Source organism: Paenibacillus sp. SEL1, from assembly GCF_054602535.1.
Genome location: NZ_CM137723.1, coordinates 2,265,212 through 2,284,861, shown reverse-complemented (window position 1 = coordinate 2,284,861; position 19,650 = coordinate 2,265,212). Strand labels below are relative to the sequence as shown.

Annotated in this window: 13 protein-coding genes; 4 read left to right on the top strand and 9 right to left on the bottom strand. The window is 45.7% G+C overall.

Going from position 1 to position 19,650, the window contains the following annotated elements; translation table 11 throughout:
* Positions 1–14 precede the first annotated feature (14 nt).
* Positions 15–3,059, top strand: coding sequence for a beta-galactosidase, LacZ type (gene lacZ / locus ACYCSE_RS10460; protein ID WP_459702196.1), 3,045 nt, complete (start codon positions 15–17; stop codon positions 3,057–3,059).
* Positions 3,060–3,185: 126 nt separating this feature from the next.
* On the opposite strand, the gene ACYCSE_RS10455 is transcribed toward lacZ, so the two are convergent.
* From ACYCSE_RS10455 to ACYCSE_RS10440, 4 genes are all read right to left on the bottom strand, one after another.
* A complete protein-coding gene (locus ACYCSE_RS10455) occupies positions 3,186–4,802 on the bottom strand; it encodes a DUF4179 domain-containing protein (RefSeq protein ID WP_459702195.1) in 1,617 nt (538 codons plus the stop codon).
* Complete coding sequence (locus ACYCSE_RS10450; protein ID WP_254329876.1) at positions 4,786–5,304, bottom strand: RNA polymerase sigma factor; 519 nt, start codon at positions 5,302–5,304, stop codon at positions 4,786–4,788. Before ACYCSE_RS10450 ends, ACYCSE_RS10455 begins: the two co-directional genes overlap by 17 nt.
* 245 nt (positions 5,305–5,549) lie before the next feature.
* Positions 5,550–6,488 (bottom strand): YwqG family protein, encoded by a 939-nt coding sequence (locus ACYCSE_RS10445; protein ID WP_459702194.1) that lies wholly within the window; start codon positions 6,486–6,488, stop codon positions 5,550–5,552.
* Between the two features lie 197 nt (positions 6,489–6,685).
* The gene (locus ACYCSE_RS10440; protein ID WP_459702193.1) at positions 6,686–7,579 is read right to left on the bottom strand and encodes an AraC family transcriptional regulator; all 894 of its coding nucleotides are present in this window, start codon (positions 7,577–7,579) and stop codon (positions 6,686–6,688) included.
* A 130-nt stretch (positions 7,580–7,709) separates the two neighbouring features.
* Here ACYCSE_RS10440 and ACYCSE_RS10435 point away from each other — a divergent pair, with 130 nt between their 5' ends.
* Complete coding sequence (locus ACYCSE_RS10435) at positions 7,710–9,968, top strand: beta-L-arabinofuranosidase domain-containing protein (protein WP_459702192.1); 2,259 nt, start codon at positions 7,710–7,712, stop codon at positions 9,966–9,968.
* Positions 9,969–10,287: 319 nt separating this feature from the next.
* Here ACYCSE_RS10435 and ACYCSE_RS10430 read toward each other — a convergent pair whose 3' ends face one another.
* On the bottom strand, positions 10,288–11,436 hold the full coding sequence (locus ACYCSE_RS10430; RefSeq protein WP_459702191.1) for an RDD family protein: 1,149 nt from the start codon (positions 11,434–11,436) through the stop codon (positions 10,288–10,290).
* Positions 11,414–12,286, bottom strand: coding sequence for a LysR family transcriptional regulator (locus ACYCSE_RS10425; protein WP_459702190.1), 873 nt, complete (start codon positions 12,284–12,286; stop codon positions 11,414–11,416). The genes ACYCSE_RS10430 and ACYCSE_RS10425 overlap by 23 nt, the downstream gene beginning before the upstream one ends.
* A gap of 135 nt (positions 12,287–12,421) precedes the next feature.
* On the opposite strand from ACYCSE_RS10425, the gene ACYCSE_RS10420 reads away from it, so the two are divergent.
* A complete protein-coding gene (locus ACYCSE_RS10420; RefSeq protein WP_459702189.1) occupies positions 12,422–13,411 on the top strand; it encodes a zinc-binding dehydrogenase in 990 nt (329 codons plus the stop codon).
* A 90-nt stretch (positions 13,412–13,501) separates the two neighbouring features.
* Here the strand turns inward: ACYCSE_RS10420 and ACYCSE_RS10415 are convergent, their stop codons facing one another.
* The 3 genes from ACYCSE_RS10415 to ACYCSE_RS10405 form a co-directional block, all read right to left on the bottom strand.
* Positions 13,502–14,893, bottom strand: a complete 1,392-nt coding sequence (locus ACYCSE_RS10415; RefSeq protein ID WP_459702188.1) for an MATE family efflux transporter — start codon at positions 14,891–14,893, stop codon at positions 13,502–13,504.
* Between the two features lie 275 nt (positions 14,894–15,168).
* Positions 15,169–16,539 carry a glycoside-pentoside-hexuronide (GPH):cation symporter gene (locus ACYCSE_RS10410; protein WP_414126433.1) on the bottom strand — a complete coding sequence of 457 codons (1,371 nt, stop codon included), beginning with the start codon at positions 16,537–16,539 and terminating at the stop codon, positions 15,169–15,171.
* A gap of 27 nt (positions 16,540–16,566) precedes the next feature.
* Positions 16,567–18,510, bottom strand: coding sequence for a glycoside hydrolase family 127 protein (locus ACYCSE_RS10405; RefSeq protein WP_459702187.1), 1,944 nt, complete (start codon positions 18,508–18,510; stop codon positions 16,567–16,569).
* Positions 18,511–18,703: 193 nt separating this feature from the next.
* Here ACYCSE_RS10405 and ACYCSE_RS10400 point away from each other — a divergent pair, with 193 nt between their 5' ends.
* Positions 18,704–19,579, top strand: coding sequence for a helix-turn-helix transcriptional regulator (locus ACYCSE_RS10400; RefSeq protein WP_061830230.1), 876 nt, complete (start codon positions 18,704–18,706; stop codon positions 19,577–19,579).
* The last annotated feature ends 71 nt before the right edge of the window (positions 19,580–19,650 follow it).

Below are 19,650 nucleotides of genomic sequence, written 5' to 3'. Positions count from 1 at the left end.
AAGGAGTGTTCGCCTTGACCATCCATACCCCTAGTCTGGACTGGCTGACCGACGTAACCAAATTTGCTGTGCATCGACTGCCCGCCTATTCCGATCACAAATATTACGCTACGCTTCAGGAAGCGGAGCAGCAAGCTGATATGGCTTGGCGTCATAGTCTGAATGGGAGCTGGAAGTTTAACTATGCAACGAATCCAGCCAGCCGTCCGGTAGAATTCTATGCGCCCAGCTTTGAGTATGGCGGCTGGAGCGATATTCAGGTACCGGGTCACATTCAGACGCAAGGCTTTGGCCAAATGCAGTACGTGAATACGATGTATCCATGGGACGGACATTCGGACGTTCGCCCACCCCATATTCCTGAGGATCACAACCCAGTCGGGAGCTATATCAAAAGCTTTGTTTTGCCGGAAAATATGGCTTCCGACGCGCAGCCTGTGTTCATTTCTTTCCAAGGCGTTGAGTCGGCTTTCTATGTATGGCTGAACGGACAATTTGTCGGTTACAGCGAGGACAGCTTTACACCGTCTGATTTTGAACTGACACCGTTCCTGCAAGCAGGCGAAAACAAGCTCGCGGTTGAGGTATATCAAAGAAGTACGGGAGCGTGGCTGGAGGATCAAGACTTTTGGCGTTTTTCCGGTATTTTCAGAGACGTATATCTCTATACCATCCCTACGGTTCACGTACGTGACCTGCATGCCAAGGCGGATCTGGATGCTTCCTACACGCAGGGTCTTCTGGAACTGAAATTGACCTTGGAAAAGCCGGCAACGGCCTATGCAACTGTCGATGTGAAAGATGCTGCCGGCCATGTTGTAGCTTCTTTAAAAGCTGACTTTACGGATGGCACAGCTTCGCTGTCAGCAACCTTGGAGCAAGTGCAGCGTTGGAGTGCCGAGAAACCCTATTTATACACGTTGTTCATTCAAATTTATGATGCCAGTGGATCGCTCGTGGAAGTCATTCCGCAAAAAATTGGCTTCCGTAAATTTGAGCTGATCAACAAGGTCATGCATTTGAACGGCAAACGCATCGTCTTTAAAGGTGTGAACCGCCATGAATTTAACGCTCGCACCGGACGTGCGATTTCTCGTGAAGATATGCTGTGGGATATCCGGACGCTCAAGCAGAACAATATGAACGCTGTTCGCACCTCTCATTATCCAAATCAGACTCTTTGGTATGAGCTATGCGATGAGTACGGGGTCTATGTAATTGATGAAATGAACTTGGAAACACACGGTTCCTGGCAAAAACTCGGTGCCGTCGAGCCATCGTGGAATATTCCCGCCAATCTGCCTGAGTGGCAAGATATCGTCATGGATCGCGCCATTTCCATGCTGGAACGGGACAAAAACCATGCGTCCATTCTAATCTGGTCCTGCGGCAATGAGTCGTATGCAGGTGAAGTGCTGCGCAATGTCGCCAACTATTTCCGAGCCACCGACCCGAGCCGTTTGGTGCACTACGAAGGCGTGTTTCACAACCGTACGTACGATGATACCAGCGATATGGAGAGCCGGATGTACGCCAAACCCGCAGATATCGAGCAATATCTGAACGACAATCCGCAAAAGCCGTATATCAGTTGCGAATACATGCATGCGATGGGTAATTCCGTAGGTGGCATGCACAAGTATACAGAGCTGGAGAACAAATACGAGCTGTATCAGGGCGGTTTTATTTGGGATTATATTGATCAGGCTGTTATGAAAAAAGATCGCTACGGACGCGAGTACCTCGCAATCGGCGGCGACTTTGACGACCGTGCTACAGACTATGGCTTCTGTACGGACGGAATTGTCTATGCAGACCGGAAGGTTTCGCCGAAGATGCAGGAGGTCAAATTCCTGTATCAAAATCTGAAGCTCACCCCGGATCGCAGCGGTGTAACCCTGCGCAATGAAAACCTGTTCGAGGGAACAGGCGACTATGAGTTAGTATATAGCCTGCTGCATGAAGGCCAAGAAATCGCACGTAATGCCATTCATGTAGATGTAGCGGCTCAGACCGAAGCCTATATTCCACTAACGTTCCCTAATACGGATGGAAAGCCTGGTGAGTACGTTATTCACACCGCTCTAGTTTTGAAGGAAGCGACGCTCTGGGCTGAGGCTGGACACGAAGTGGCCTTCGGACAACATATTTTCATCGTGGAAAATCCAAATCCACTGAAGATCCCTACGGGCGGTGCCTTACGAGTGGTGCATGGTGATGTTAACATTGGCGTTCACGGTGCAGATTTCAGTATGATGTTCTCCAAAGGGGCAGGTAGCCTGACTTCACTTCGCTACGCCGGACGTGAGATGATCGCCATGCCTCCTGCTCCATTGTTCTGGCGGGCGACCACAGACAATGATCGGGGAACCGCACTAGGCTTTGAAGCCGGTGGCTGGTTCGCTGCAAGTCTGACACGTAAATGTGTGGGCATCGAGGTCACGGAAGAGCAGACAGACCGTGTAACCGTTACATTCCGCTACACGCTGAGCATCCATGCAGACGTACAGGTAACGGTAGCCTACACCGTCTTCGCCGACGGTAGCCTGAACGTAAAATCGACTTATGAAGGCGTCTCAGGATTGCCTAACCTGCCGATCTTTGCCCTTTCATTCAAGGTTCCGGCGGACTATCGCCATCTGAACTGGTATGCGATGGGACCGGAAGAGAATTACATCGACCGTGCCTTTGGCGCGAGACTAGGCGTATTCCACAACGAAGCTGCGGATAACGTATCCGGGTATGTCGTACCGCAGGAATCCGGCAACCGTACAGGCGTGCGCCGTGTTGATATTACCGACGATTCTCAGCGAGGTATACGCATTACTGCACCTGCTACCGCACCGGTGGAATGCAATATTTCGCCGTATACAGCATTTGAGCTGGAAAGTGCCTACCATCTGTATGAGCTACCCAACGTGTATTACACCGTTGTCACCGTAGCCGGTAAACAAATGGGCGTAGGCGGCGACGATAGCTGGGGAGCTCCGGTACATGAAGAATACCAAATTAAAGCCGATCAAAAGCTGGAGTTTGAGTTTACTGTGCAACGGGTATAAATAAGCACGCTCACTGTATGACAAGTAGATGTAACAAAAGCCCTTCCGCTGCTTCCCTCATGAGAAGCTAAAGCTGGAAGGGCTTTTGTATTTACGTATCTGCAGAATAGGCAGCGATGGCCATATCTATTTCAATATAACTTCAATATCACGTCCAGGATCGCTGTACTTGTAGATGCCAGGATTTAGTTCCAATTTCCCGTCTAATTCAATGTCTTTGTAACGGTCAACATTAACTCCTGTGGATACCATACCCTTCGCAATGATCTCAGGCACTACTTCTTTGCCGTTAATTCGCATCGTTGTTTGGTTGACGCCTTTGAAGCCAGGGGAACCGGATTTCGATTCGACAATCAAATCTTTTCCCTCTGTATAGTATGTGAAATCAATTTGATAACCGTCCGCATTAAGCTCAGCGAACTGTTTTTCTTCTTTAGGTTTATGAAGAGTGATCCAATTCTTAGACGTATCACGTTTCTCGATGACAGCATCTTTCAATATAAGTTTCATTGGAACATCAGACCAGTCCTTATACCACTCTGGGGATTCAAATTGATATAAGTGTTGATAATTTTCAGGACCAGCTCCTTTAATATTCCACCCTCCGTTAATTTTTTTATCACCTATAACCAGCTGAGCTGTTTTATAATGAACAATTCCTTTTTTAAGTGAATCACGCTCTGTTACTAGAATTTCAATATCCAAGGGGGTAAAAATCAGTTGCTCTAAGGTAGTGCCTGTATTTTCTTGGAATTCAGCGCTGCTATGCAGCTTCTTGGAATAAATCGCTTCACTTGCTTTTTTTCCATCCGCTTCAAATTCGAACTTCCAAGTACCTTCAATTCTTTTTGCTTCCTCAATGTAACAAAAATGAAGGTTTGCCTTTTTCCAATCTTGTGCAGTCATGTTGAATACCTGCTCAATATGCAAGTCTGAGCTGTCGCTAGGTAGAATGGTTGGGATTGCGTCTATCTCTTTGTCGCCCACTTTCATTACCAAATGCGGGTTCCCACGTCCTAAATCGGATGGAGCTGCAGCAACTCTAAAGCGGACAACAGTCTTGTTGTTGGTTTGTCGAACGGATTCTATATAAATGTTAGGATACTGCTTGGTCCCGGTAACCAGGGTATCCCCGGCTTGATGATCCGTCTTTAAAGGAATATCCTGATTACGATAAAAAATAAGATTCTGTGCCTCAAGTGTGTAATCTTTTTTACGATCCCTTAAAGTATCAATAGTTTCATAAATGCCAAGGAGTTTCTGGCTTTTAGGATCGTAATTTAAATATCCGTGTGCTTGTTCCTTGGTATCAGAATTGCTAGTTACCATAGTTTTCTCTATAGCAAACCCAATATAACTGGTTGGATCGGTTCCTGGATCCAGAGAGATAAGCATTTTCATTTTTTCTCCATCCGTTACAACACCATTCAAATTCATCGTAATGCCTGCATTGGATGCTTTTAGATCATACCGCTGGCCAATACCGTTATTTAGCGCATTGGTTACACTACGTCCGCCTATTCTATCCCAATTGATGGTCACACTAGCGAATACAGGGATGGCAACGAGCAGAAAACATGAGAATACGATACTTGCTGGAACAATTTTTGCTCTATGCATAGGTGCTTCCTGTGACTGTTGCAGAGTTGCTTTTCGTTTGGTTGCTTCCTGTTCTATATTTACCCACATTGCATCATATTCAGGTTGAGGAATGTTCTGTTCTTTTTCAAAATACCGACTCACTGCTACTCATCTCCTTTACTTGGGATATCACCATTTTTTTTAGCAGTTTAAGCCCCCGATTTAATCTAGATTTAGCTGTTCCTTCGGGTATATTCATAACTCTAGAGATCTCCGGCATAGTCAATTCGTTTACATAACGAAGGACCACGACCATACGAATTTTATCTGGAAGCTTGTTATATAGCTTGTGTAACTCTGTCTTCGTTTCTTGATGATATAAGCTCTCTTCCACCGGATTAAATGAATGAGGGCGTGACAATAAAAAAGTTCGTATTTCCTTCATCAGCCCAGTTTTTCGCCTTCTAAGCACATTACTGCACTCATTAGAAGCAATTCGCAAAATCCATGATTTGAGATCTTGTACTTTGGACCTGTCGGCCAAAAGTGCTTTGACAAACACTTCCTGGCAAACATCTTCTGCATCTGCTTGATTTTGCATCAAATAATAACAAAAATAATATATCTGCTCCTTATATAGTTCAAACAGCTCTCGATCAGTCATATACGTGCACCTCCCTTGTCGTGGTCTCATCTATTAAGACTAATAATGGAGTACAATCGTTCATTTACATCGAAAAAAGGCAGCCCTATATAGGACCACCTATTATTGATCGTTCGATTTCCGACACTCGGGCAAAACAAACCTACTGTGCCACATGCTCAATTCACTGCTTTTATCAATCAAAAAAACACCCTGCTCTAACCCCCATCATTTGCCCTAAATCAGCATGAGTCTGCCGCACCGGGCTAGCTCGTAGCAAGATTGACATACGTTCGCGTGAAATCAAGGTTCTTCAAGTCCCTTTGATCTATAAAAAACTCCAAATACCCCGCGTCCCACCAGCACATGCCAACCTCATCCAAAGAAGATACCGAGAGCAGAACATGCCAATTTTCCGAAGCCTGATCGTGCTTTTCCCGATTCGTCTGATATTCTTGCAGCTGAGGCAGCACTTCGGACCGTAAATGCTCCGCATAATCGGTATTTCCCCTATGCATAGCTTGCTCGATTTCCTTATGAATCTGGTTCTCACTCTTATGCCAGTTAAACAGAAGACCCTCCAGCCCGTTTCGGCGTAGATAAGCATCCCGCCGGGTATTCCCGGCAAAAGATTGATGCTGCCCCCACACCGTGTCGCTATGTTCATATAGAAGCTCATAAAGCTCTTCGTACTGATCTACAAGAATATCTCCTAGCTCACCCTCCGATGGTAGCGTCAGGATCGGATGAAAAGAAATTGCATACGCGGTGAAATCCCGTTGCTCCGCCAACACCTCTACGCGCCCAGCGGGCGGTAATGTTTTCTGCAAAACGCTGCTGTCACCGTTATAGTAAAAGATTTTATGGTCAATATCATAGGCGGGCTCGTCCAGCCCAAGAAAAAAGTAAAGTATGCCCTGATGAGGCAATCCCTCAAATGGTGAAAAAGGTAGCTCGCCCAAATTAATTTGGGCAATAAATGTATAATATTCCCCGTCTGAATTACAAGGCCACTCTATCGTGGGTGGCAGATCTGGATAGCCGGCGATCCGACTATTTCCAATGTGTTCGTAGTTTTCCTCATGCTCCACATGAAATTGTATAGCAGCTTGAGCTTCCTGATGAATCTCTTCTTTTAAATCTTCATCCAGTGAATGCCCTTCCAGTATTCGAGTCAGTTCATCCTTTAATGGTGGTTGTAGCATCTCACTCGCCCCTTTACATTGAAGTATTATGTATTACTTGCTCTCATTTGATCTCTTATATCAGATTACCAAATTACAGTCTGACAAGCTATTTCTCTGGTGACAGGTTGGTCAGTCCTCGGTCAAATCATCGATCTTCGCTGCAAGTGAATGGTGGATACATCCAGCTCTGCCTTTACGATCCAAGCGGAAATGCACTAGACATTGTTCATAAATGTTTTGTGATAGGCATTCCGGTATTGGGAAGGAGTCATATGGACTGTGTTTTTGAACAAACGCATAAAATACTTCTCATCTGTATATCCGGCCTCTTCGGCAACCTGCTTAATGCTCATATCTGTACGGGAAATCAACTCTTTGGCTTTGTTAATACGAATACTGTGAATGAACTCCAAGGGGCGCATGCCTGTATTTTGCTTGAACAAACGAGAGATATAATCCTTGTTGTAATTGAATTTTCGAGCTAAATCCGTCACGGTCAGCGGTTCTTCAGCATGAATACGGGTCCACTCAATAATTTTGTTAAAACTCACATTTCCCTGTGAACTGGCAGGATTGGAAAGCAAGCGGCTGAGCGTCAGTTCAGATATCTCGATCAGTAGCGAGGTGAACAAATAATTTGCGCTGTGATACGTAAGATAATGTGAGTTGGCTACATGCAAAATCTGATTGACAATAATATGAATCCGATCCCCGTTATCTGCCTGTACACTTTGCGGTAAATAGATATCACGCATCATACCGTGACGCTGCAAAAGCCCATCCAAAGCACTTGTTTCCTGCTTCATTTCCTCATTAGATAGTACATTCGGGGTCGTGGGAACATCGAAATGAAACCAATAAAATTTCACGCCCGGCAACGATTCCCGGTATCCTTTGTGCGTACGACCGGGGTAAAGCAATAGAATATCTCCCTCGCCTACTTCAAAATCTTCCCGTTCCTCCCGTATAAATACCGTCTCTTGGACACCCAGGATCAGCCCAAAATTATCAATGGAGCGACTCATATGCTTCCAAGGCACCTCGGAAACAAACTCGCCTGCCGAGATCAGTTGGATCGGAGCATCTACATTTACTTTTAGATAGGTCATGTTATCGCCTCTTTAGATTCATGTTCGGATTTGTCCACCCATTGTATGGTTAAGCTACTGACATACCGCGATTCCAATGCTAATGTAGTGGAGAAATATACACTTTCATCTTAGCTAAGGAGCGATGATTTTGAAAGCTAAAGCTTTTGACTTGCATAAAGTAAGAATTGATTCCGGCCCTCTTTTACATGCGATGAAACTGAATACGGCCTACCTGCTGAGTTTGGAACCCGACCGTTTATTATCACGCTTTCGTGAATATGCGGGACTGAAGCCTAAAGCGGCTCACTATGAGGGCTGGGAAGCGCGCGGCATCAGCGGGCATACACTCGGTCACTACCTGTCCGGATGTGCGCTGATGTTTGCCTCCACAGGCGACGAAAGACTGTTGGAACGCGTGAACTATGTAGTCGACGAACTGGAAATATGCCAAGACAGTCATGGAAACGGATACATTTCCGGTATTCCACGTGGGAAAGAGATTTTTGAGGAAGTAAAAGCCGGAGATATCCGCTCCCAGGGCTTTGATCTGAACGGCGGTTGGGTGCCACTATATACCATGCACAAACTTTTTGCGGGCTTGCGTGATGCACATCTGCTGGCGCATCATCCCAAGGCCCTGTCTATAGAAATCAAACTCGGCAACTGGCTGGAGGATGTACTTCAAGGGCTGGACGATGATCAGGTGCAGCAGGTGCTGCATTGCGAGTTTGGCGGTATGAACGAGGTGCTGACGGATCTGGCGGAACATTCAGGAGAAGAGCGCTTTTTGAGCCTGGCGGAACGTTTTTATCACGGAGAGGTGCTCAATGATCTCGCAGATAGCCAAGATACGCTGGGAGGGCGACATGCCAATACGCAAATTCCCAAAATCATTGGCGCTGCACGGCAATTTGAAATGACGGGCAAACCGCAATATGCGGACCTGTCTCGCTTTTTCTGGGATCGGGTTGTTCACAAGCATTCCTACGTGATCGGCGGCAATAGCTATAATGAACATTTTGGTGAACCCGGGAAGCTGAATGACCGCTTGGGCGAAGGTACCTGTGAAACTTGTAACACCTACAATATGCTGAAATTAACAAGACATATGTTCGAGTGGGATGCCTATGCAGCCTATGCCGACTACTATGAACGAGCGATGTTCAATCATATCCTGGCTTCACAGCAGCCTGTAGATGGACGTGTGTGCTATTTTGTATCGCTGGAAATGGGCGGACACAAGTCCTTTAATTCTCAATATGAGGATTTCACATGCTGTGTCGGTTCCGGTATGGAAAGTCACTCCATGTACGGCACTGCGATTTATTTTCACACGCCAGAAACGATCTATGTCAATCAATATGTCCCTTCTACCGTGACATGGGACGAGATGGGCGTACAGCTCAAACAAGACACTCTCTTTCCGCAAAATGGACGGGGAACGCTACGCGTCATCAGCAAGGAGCCCAAATCCTTCGCGATCAAGCTAAGATGCCCGCATTGGGCGGAGCAAGGGATGATGATTAAAATCAACGGGGAAGAGTACGTCACAGAGGCTTGTCCTACCAGCTACGTTGTAATTGAACGGGAATGGAACAATGGGGATACGATCGAGTATGACATTCCTATGACCGTGAGAGTCGAGGAAATGCCTGATAATCCGTGCCGAATTGCTTTTATGTACGGCCCGCTTGTGCTGGCTGGAGACCTTGGCCCTGTTGAACAGGAGTCCAACGAGGAACGTCTGCTTGCGTCTGTTCTGATCGGATCGGCCGATTCCCTGACAACGAAGCTGATTGCTGACGGGAACGAACCTAATACGTTCCATATGACCGACTTAGGCTATATCGGAGACTTGAAGCTTCGTCCGTTTTATCAGATGTATGATCGTTCATATACCGTCTATTGGGATCTCTTTTCCCAGGAGGAATGGGTAGCAACAGAGGCAGAATATCGTACCGCGTTAGCGTATCAGCTAGAGCTGGAACGACTTACAGTGGACGTTGTGCAGCCTGCCGAAATGCAACCTGAACGGGATCATGCCTTTACTGGCGAGCATGTAGGTCTGGGGTCCATCTATAACCGCAAATATCGCGATACCTGGCCAGGGGGCTGGTTCTCTTTTGTCATGAAGGTGCTTCCGGATGAGCCTGTCCAATTGGCGGTCACTTATTTGAAGGACTTGAGCCGTCCCCATAGTGACTTTGACATTACTGCGGATGGTCAGATTTTAGGGGAAGGCAAGCTGGAGTCCGAGGAAATGAATAAATTCGAAACGTTCGCCTATGAGCTCCCTCTATCTGTGACAAACCACAAGAATGAAGTGACGATTCAATTCAAAGCCCATCCACAAGGTAAGGTGGCGAAAGTGGCCGGATTGCGGATAATCAGACATTCTATTGTATGATCAAATTATCTATATAAATCTACTATAGCGCCACTACGCAGTCGGATGGGGCTTCCCATCGCCACCCCCCGGATTTCTGGAATAAAACCCTTCATCGGTGGAAATCCGGGGGTGGTGATGCTTCCGAAGCGAGCTTTCCTACGGAAAGATTTGAAAGCGACCGCTTCGCTTGTACAGCACCATTCCGCCTACTCCGTTTTAATTGTTCATTTTTTTAAAGTAAGCTTATATAATAACAAGCAGACGCTCCTATAAGCTGTCTGCTTGTTCCGCTTACCGCCTTATAACTTCGAATCATCGTTATTGCTTCATGTTCACTTCACAGCATGTTCATTTCACGGAAACTGTCTCTAATCTTGCGTAGCTCTTGCTGTGCCCTGCTGTATCGCGAAGCGTAGGTCCAAGCAAGCACCTGATGATAATGCGAAGGTGTTTCAATCGTGGTCACGTTATACATGGCCAGATTCCCGTCTATTTCTCCTTTTAGGGTAAACTCAATGGCTGGGTATCCGTTCACCACCATATCTGAAGCGGTCCCCAATTCAGGGTCCGTAATTCCTGACACCAAATGATCCTCAATGATTCCTTTATATTCTTGAAGAGTCATACTACTGTCAAAGTCGCTTTTTGGTTCAGACAATACAATCAAATATCTTTCAGTAAATTCATTTTTAATGGAAATATCCGCTTCCTCATTAATCATATTATCTCGCGACCAATTCCAGGGAGCCGAAACCGCAAACTGGCTATCCTTACTGGTAAATACCTCAGGCTTCATGATTTGCGTAATGAGCGTAGAAATTAAAGATACAGCAAAGACAATTGAAATGATCGTCGTCAGGAGGATTGCTCCTGCAATAATCCCGGTTTTCTTTCTGCCCACCTTTCCCAAATCCCTTACCTTAACCACATATGTATTCGCAGCCATATCTCCAATCCGTTGTTTCCGAGGTGTCACCAGTACACATATACCGGCGGGCAGTCCCATGAAAAGCAGCGGATTCGTATCCACCAGATGTATGAGAGTGCGGATCAAGGATTTAACCATGCCTGGCGGCCTTCCTTCTCCATTCACAACCTGAATACGAAGTACAAACTTGCCCAGCGTATAGCCTGTAAGTCCTTCCAGTAACAGATAATAGCAGAAGGAGCCGATCAGGAGGAGCATCACTACCATACCCATATTTGGGGTTTCCGCTTCAGCTACTTTTTCCGCTGTAAAATATACCAGCCCTCCGTACCCAAAAACGATAAGAATGAAGTCAATCATCCAAGCCGCCCATCTTCTGAAAAAAATAGAGGCACCGTATGTTTCTGATAATACTGCCATCTTATCCGGTTCTCGTCGCTGATAGCCGCCATTCTTCACAAATTCTCCCGGAGCTACTGTAGATGGATTTTTCAATAAATTAGGTTCTTCCAAATGATACACCCCTGATGTCAATTTAATCCCAGTTAAGTATAACATCCTTTTTCATCCAGCGGAGCAAGCCTGACAGTGCACTGGAGTAAACCGAATCCCGCCGATAAACAAACCACACCTCTAATTTGCGATATTTTTCAGGTAAACGATGAGAAGCAATACTTCCCGCCTCCTCTGCCTTTGCAATCGACGATTGTGGCAACATGGACACTCCCAGGCCAGAGGCTACACCTCCCAAAATGACTTCCAACGTTCCGAACTCCATAACCTGATATGCATCCACACCCGCTTCGCTCAGAAAGCTTTCCGCTCTTGTACGATGCGTGCACCCTACGTCGAAAAACAGCATAGGCTTGGCAAGCAGCTCGTCCATGTCCTTTTTCCCTGGTTCCGAGATGAGCACCAACTCCTCTTCAAGAGCTGCAACATGCTCTATATGCGGATCATCGACGGGGCCATAGACGAACGCTCCATCTAATTCGTAATTCAATACCTTTTGTACGAGATCATGTGTGCTGCCTGTCATAAGCGATAGATGGACATCAGGATACTGTGAATGATATTCCGTCAATAAAGAAGTCAGATGGGTAACCGCCGCCGTCTCAATCGAGCCCAGTCGCAAAGGTCCCGCAGGCTGGTCCGAATATTGAGTGGACTTTACAGCCTCGTCGAGCAAGGTCAGTATGGTATCCGCGTATTTCAGCAGGTTCTCTCCTGCCGGCGTTAACGTCATTCCCCGATTAGATCGACGAAATAGCGGTACGTTCAGTTGTGCCTCAAGCTGCTGAATCCGCGAGGTCACATTGGACTGTACATAATTCAAAACTTGCGCAGCCTTCGTGATACTGCCCTCGCGAGCGACAGCCTGAAAAATCTTCAAATCACTGCTTTCCATGTATACGTCACCTGCTTGGTATGATCATTTATGATACTCACATTCGATTTTGTTCATTTTACCGGACGCTTGCCGCTCTGTACAATTCAATATACATGCAATTGCATCTAAACTCGAACCACGGGAGGTTTTAAAATGAAAGCCGTAATCCATGCCAGCAAAAGCGGCCCTGATGGCCTGACATATACAGACATCACGGACAGACAGCCGGGACACAACGAAGTGAAGGTAAAACTCAAAGCCGCAGGCTTGAACCATCGGGACCTATTCCTCATGGCAGATCGAACAGCCCACGATGCTCCACTCATTCTGGGGTCGGATGGAGCAGGCGTGATTGAGGCTGTGGGTGTTGGTGGCCCAACCTCGCTGGTAGGCACCAATGTAATTATCAATCCATGTATCGGATGGGAGAATACGCATCATGTTCCCTTGGTTCCAGCCATTCTGGGCGGACCTTCAGACGGGACACTCGCTGAATCGGTTATCATCCCCGTCCAAAATGCGGTCAGCAAGCCAGCATACCTTTCATGGGAAGAAGCAGGGGTGCTGCCTTTGTCTGCTTTGACCGCTTACCGCGCGCTCTTCACAAGAGGCCAATTACAGCAGGGTGAGCACGTCCTCATTCCCGGTATTGGCGGTGGTGTAGCCACGTATGCCATGCTTATGGCTTTAGCAGCAGGCGCGCGGGTCACCGTCACGTCACGCAGCGAAGCAAAAAGGCAGGCTGCCCTCGCTCATGGCGCTAATCATGCATTCGACAGCCATAGCGAATGGAAAGAAAGTATGAACGGAGACACCGTGAATCTGGTCCTTGACAGTATCGGTCCTGCTACGTTCGATAAATATTTGGATGTCCTCAAGCCGAACGGTCGGATTGTTACATTTGGCGCAAGCTCAGGAGATCAAGTAGAGATTCCGTTGCGGTCTATATTTTTCCCTCAAATCAGCATCATCGGCACCTCTATGGGCAGTGGCGAGGAATTCGCAGCTATGCTTCAGTTCATGGAGCGCCATGCACTCCATCCGATTATAGATAGCGTATTTTCTTTACAAGACACAGCACAAGCCTTCCACCGTATGCAGCAGGGAGCGCAGTTAGGCAATATAGGGATCAGGATAGAGTAAGGAGTCTGAACGAAGTAAGAAAGAAAAAAAATCCACTACCGTAAAATGCCTTCTCCCAGAAGTCAATTTTTTTTATGGTAGTGGACCTACTCAGTCGATTAAACGATGCTGGACCCATTTGTTGCCGCGGAAGCGCCAAAGGAAAACGAGCCCCCGAACGCCCCATTCAATATCCATAGCCAGCCAGACACCAACAATCCCCAGGTTGAACACAATGCCCAAAATATACCCGAGCACCACCCGGCACAACCACATGGATAGCATTGAGGTGAGGGACGTAAATTTTGAATCACCTGCTGCCCTAAGCGCAGAGGGTGTAATAAAGGCAATGGACCAGAGCGGAATCTGGGCCAACGTATTAATCAGTATGACAACAAAAATGTCATCTACGATTTCAGCAGGCGGATGAAACAGCCCCACCATCGGCTCAAACAAAGGCATCAGTATGAGCCCCATGACAATAAACGAACAAGACGACAGCCAAATAAACGATTTGGTAAACTTCCGGGCATCCTCGACATTTCGACGTCCCATACATTGACCGACCACGGTTACAATCGTAAGCGCCAAAGCATTCGCAGGGATTTGGAACACGTTAGCTAGGGATGAGCAAATGGCATTCGTCGCCAATGCATTGGTCCCCAGACTCACAATGAAAATTTGGGTTAAAATTTTCCCCCCATTAAAAAACATCTGCTCCGCTGCAAAGGGAAGCCCGATAAACAGAATCTTTTTAAGCATGACCAGGTTAAAATAAAGCATATCTCTAAGCTGAACACGCAAGTCGTCATCTACTCTGACCAAATAGATCAATGCGCACACTGCCCCTGCATATCTGGACACATTGACGGCAATCGTCATGCCCAGCACACCCATATCTAATACATTAATGAATACCACATTGAGGAGCACGTACGAGAGGTTCATGATGAGCGAAAGAGCCAGCGATGCCCTCGTCTTCCCGATCCCTCTCAGCGCTCCACACACCGCCTCAACGATTGCAATCCCCACAAAAGACATACAGCTTCCCAGCAGATATACCTTACCGTTGGCTAATACATCAGGCGAGGCGGAACCAAACAGAACACTTAAAATCGGATTGTACAACACGATCATAAACAAACTGATACATAAGGCCAGCAAGGAAACGGAGGAAATGGTGCCGGATGCGGCTTTAGAGACCATGAGGTCGTTACCGCTCCCCTTATACTGTGCCACGACAACCGTTCCCCCGGTAGACACTGCAACAAACACATTAATCAGAAAAATATTCAAAGAATCGATCATATTTACAGCACTGACTGCCGCCATCCCCGACGAGCTAATCATTGCCGTGTTCACCAAATTAAGACCCACGATAAAAGCCTGATCAATCAGAAGCGGGATAAACAGCGCAATAATCTGTCGATAATCAATAGACTCTCCTGAAAAATGCTTATTCAGAAAGCCATGTGTTCTCATCCTTACACTCAGTTGACTCATATCATCACATTCTTTTTCTCAAATTGAAAAAAACCCTTCAACAGAAGAGCCTTCATGGCGAAAAAATGTATAAAGTTGCAAGGCTAGATGTGTCTAGTTCTTGATTCTGTACACTTTTCTCTACATAGAAGTATTACTCCAAAAGAAAATCCTGTCAATGGTCTTGCTCACATTTGAATAGAAAATAACAGAAAAACCTGCTCAGCTCAGTGAACAGGTTTTGGAGCAGCATTATAATATTTTAATATGTCATGAATACATTGTTAAAAGAATGTCTATGATCTTCTCGCAATTAAATCTTGTTGAATAGAAGCTTCATTCTTTTCGAATTTTTTATAAAAAAACATAGGAATGATTCCGATCAAGAAGACGATAAATGGCAGCCAGATAAAGCTAAACTGAATGCCAGACAACGCCGTAGGAGTTTGAACTTGCCCAGCGATATAACCGGTGCTGCCCATGATCCATGCTGGCAATAATCCGCCGATTCCGCTACCCGCTTTAATACAGAATGCGCTTCCAATCGAGGTCAGGAAACCACTTGCCCGAATACCATTTTTCCATTCCCCATAATCGACTGTATCTGACAACATCGCAAACGGCATAGAACATGCAAAGCCTGATCCTAATGCACCAATAATCCAGCCGATAATAATGAGGGTTAAGTCTGTACTGCCCATTAAAATCACGACTTGCCCCAGCGCAGCTAATATCAATCCGATAATCATAATCGCATTTTTACTTAATTTTCTGGCGAAAAACGGAATCAGAACCATCGAGATCAACTGCAAGGAGGTCAGTCCATTGATTAAAGGCACTAAGTCCTTACTGTCCAGATTGTATTGCAGATAAAAGATTAAAGTTGCTGAACGAATATTCAAACCAATCCAGTAACACAAGTTGGCAGCTACAACGAGCATCCAGGGCCAGTTTCGTTTGATGGCTGTAAAGCTTTTAGCAATGGGAACAGATTTCGTTTTCACTGCTGCATTTTCTCGCAAATCGGCAAACGCTATGAAAAACATAATAATCGCCATGATTCCAAATAAAACGAGCGTTAAGGAAAATCCTTTTTGATCATTCCCCTGTCCAAAGAAAGCGACCAAAGGTAATGTAAACGTCGTGGCAATGAAGAAACCTACGTTCCCCCCGACCATACGGAAGGAGTTCAAGACTACGCGTTCGTTAGAATTGGTGCTCAGATTAGGCAGAATAGACGTAATCGGCGTACTGATCCCTGTGTACAGGATGCCGGCTATAATATACGTAATGGCGGCATATGCAATTTTGCCTGACTCACTCCAATTGGGTGTCGTAAACGTAAGGACCATGAACACAGCGAACGGGATCGCTAACCATAGAAAATAGGGTCTGCTCTGGCCGTATTTTGACTTGGTTCGGTCAATCAGGATGCCCCAAATTGGGGCATCAATGGCATCGATAAAACGGGTGATAAATAGTAATGTCCCGGCAATCCCGATAGAAAGTCCGAATACATCTGTATAAAAATATAATAGATAACTGGAAATAACACAGTATAGTAGATTGCCTGCTGTATCCGTTAATGAATAGCTGATTTTACGATGAAAAGGAACGGTACTTGCTGCCTTTTCCGATGGTTCCGTACTCACAATTCTCGTACTCATGATCTTTCCTCTCCCCATGCGAATGAATTATGATTCATAAACCCATACACGCATTTCCCCTTTGGCCCGATTGCACCAGGCATAGTAAGGTATCGCGGTAATTTGTTGAGAAACAAATTCAGGAGGCTCCGAGCTATATAATGCATTCGAATTTTTTACCCGGTATCCCTCTATGGTCAGCTTTACAATGCCACCCAGCAGGTTTTCGTTGAACTCTTCTGTAATGAGGCTATCCTTCGTCAATCTTAATCCTGCCAAATTCGCTCCATTATCCACTTCTTCCAGGCAAAACACGACTGGTCCGCGTTGGAGAGCAATTTGCTGCTGGTTCATGGAGACCAGCGGATTGCTCCGAATGCGCTCAACCGGCATAGCCAAATGCAGAGTTACCACATCTCCGTCCTTCCAAGTGCGCTGAATCTCGATATAGCCTTTTTCCAGACGGTCTAATGATATGGTTTCCCCATTCACCTTCACCTCTGCCTGCTTGCACCACCCAGGAATCCGTAGTGCCCATTTGAAGGAAGTCGGCTCTGTTACGTGGATCGAAAAGGTTAGATCCGCGTCCCATGGATAATGATGAGTTTGTGTAATTTCAACCTCATGACCAGATAAAGTCATGTTCACCTTGCTGGCAATGTACAGATGCGTATACAACGTATCGTCCGTTTGGGTGTACATATTGTCCTCAACCGATGCAATCATTCGTGCCAAATTGGGCGGACAGCAGGCGCAGAAAAACCATTTTTGCCGTTCTGTTTTTACATGCTCTTGATCTTTTCTGGATTTTTGAAAAGGGTTAACCTCCAGCGGATTCACGTAGAAAAACCGTTTCCCGTCCAGGTCCATCCCACTAATCGTCCCGTTGTATAGCGCACGCTCCAGAACATCGGCGTATTTCCGGTCTGGCGCTAAACGCAGCATACGATTGGCCCAAAAGGCCAGCCCTACAGAGGCGCAAGTCTCACAGTACATGCTGTCATTGGGAAGATCGTGATGGCAAGTGAATGCTTCCGCGTTTACAGTAGAACCGATCCCTGCGGTGATGTACATTTTGTGATTCGTTACATCATCCCACAGCGTTTCACAGGCTTGTAACAGGGAAGCATCCCCTGTTTTCGCGGCCAAGTCCGCCATCGCAATATACAGATACACCGCTCTTACTGCATGGCCGACTGCCTCTTTTTGTTCCCGCACAGGTTGGTGTGCTTGCTGGTATTCGAAGCCTAAGCCAAAATTAATATTGTTATCATCATTCCAGGTGGGCTCTGTTTGAATATGTTTTCTCTGTTCTTGTTCCTCTGCAAAGTAAATAGGATGCTGTCCCCGCTGTTCAATAAAATATTGCGCTAATTTGAGATATTGATCCTTTGCAGTTACGTCGTATAATTTGATCAAAGCCAACTCAATTTCTTCATGTCCCGGATAGCCTTTCCGTTTACCTTCTTCCGTACCAAAAACCTGCTGAATTAGGTCTACATATTTCTCCATAATGTGAAGAAACTTCGTTTTGCCCGTCGTTTCATAATAAGCAACAGCCGCTTCTATAAAATGTCCTGCACAATACAGCTCATGATTGTCTCTTAAGTTGGTCCAGCGATTGTTGGGTTCCTTAAGCAGATAGTACGTATTTAGATACCCATCCTCAGCTTGAGCTCTTCCCAACAATTCAATCACTTCATCAGCCCGCTCTTCAAGCGCAGGATTCGGATGATCCCTTAAGCTAAAGGCAACCGTCTCCAGCCATTTGGCAAGGTCACTGTCCTGGAAAACGGTTCCATAATACTCCCCACTGGATTCCCCGGCTGCAATCCTAAAGTTTTCAATCGCATGACTGGGTTCTGTATCTGGTAATTCATCATTTAATGCTTTCCACTGATAAGGAATAACCTCTTCCGCCACAACCTGCTTATACTTTTTCCAAAATAAATCGTCAACGATGACATGCTTAACTGGCTTTGCCGTTTTCATTGGATAAACATCCCTTCCTGGAAATAGAACGCTTTCATTTTTGAGAAAATAAGGATAAAGTAATGATAATATCGTACAAGCTAACCTGAGCTCCCCTTGCTACAGTCCTTATTTTATCAACCTGAATTTATAAAAAAAATCGCGATCTTTAACTAAAACTTATACGATTTCACACACAAAGGAGCTGGCTTCCATGAGCAAAACAGACTTTCTATCATTCCTTGTTCCTCCGCTGCCTTATTTCATTGAGGGGAATTTTACTACATATCAAAAAGGGGATTGGCACCCGAATAGGTATAATCTGGGTTATTTTGACGTAATAATCATTAAAGAAGGATTGCTGCACATTGGCGAAGAGGACGAAGTGTGGAAGGTAACTAAAAATTACGCTCTCATTCTTGAACCGGATAAACATCATTTTCCCATTGAGGCATGTACAGAACAAACCTCCTTTTACTGGTTCCATTTTCAAACCAATAGCATGTGGTGCGCACAATCCTCGCCCAATCCTATTATACCCAGCACCCCCATTCCCGAGCTGCACTTTCATTCAGAACATACGACCATTCATTTGCCCAAAATTCAAAAAGTGGTGAATCCACATGAGCTATTTTCGAAATTAGACTATTTACTAGCCTCTACTTTAAAACCTAGAAAACTGGCACTATGGGAGGCCCAACAGACGTTTGCGAGTGTTTTCCAGAGTTTGGAGTATGATCAGAATAATAAAGACAGCTCCTCTAAGTTGGCGGAACAAATCGAAATATACCTAAAACAGAATTACAAAAATACAATCACCAATAAAGATTTGGAGACCCATTTTCACGTACATCAGAACTATCTCGCCAGATGCATGAAGGTCGCTTTCCAGCGCACACCGCTTGAGTATTTAATGGATTATCGCCTGGATCAAGGACGCAGTCTTTTGCTGCAAACTGACTGGTCTGTCCAACAAATTACGGAGGAAACGGGATTCTCCCAAGCAAGCTATTTCTCCAAATGCTTTAAAGAAAAATTCGGAATGTCTCCAAAGAATTACAGACAACAATACTGGAAACCAGTCCATTGAATGCTTACACCTCCTTTACATTCTCTTTACATTTTCATTGTATCCTTTTGATATTCTCGCTTTATACTGAG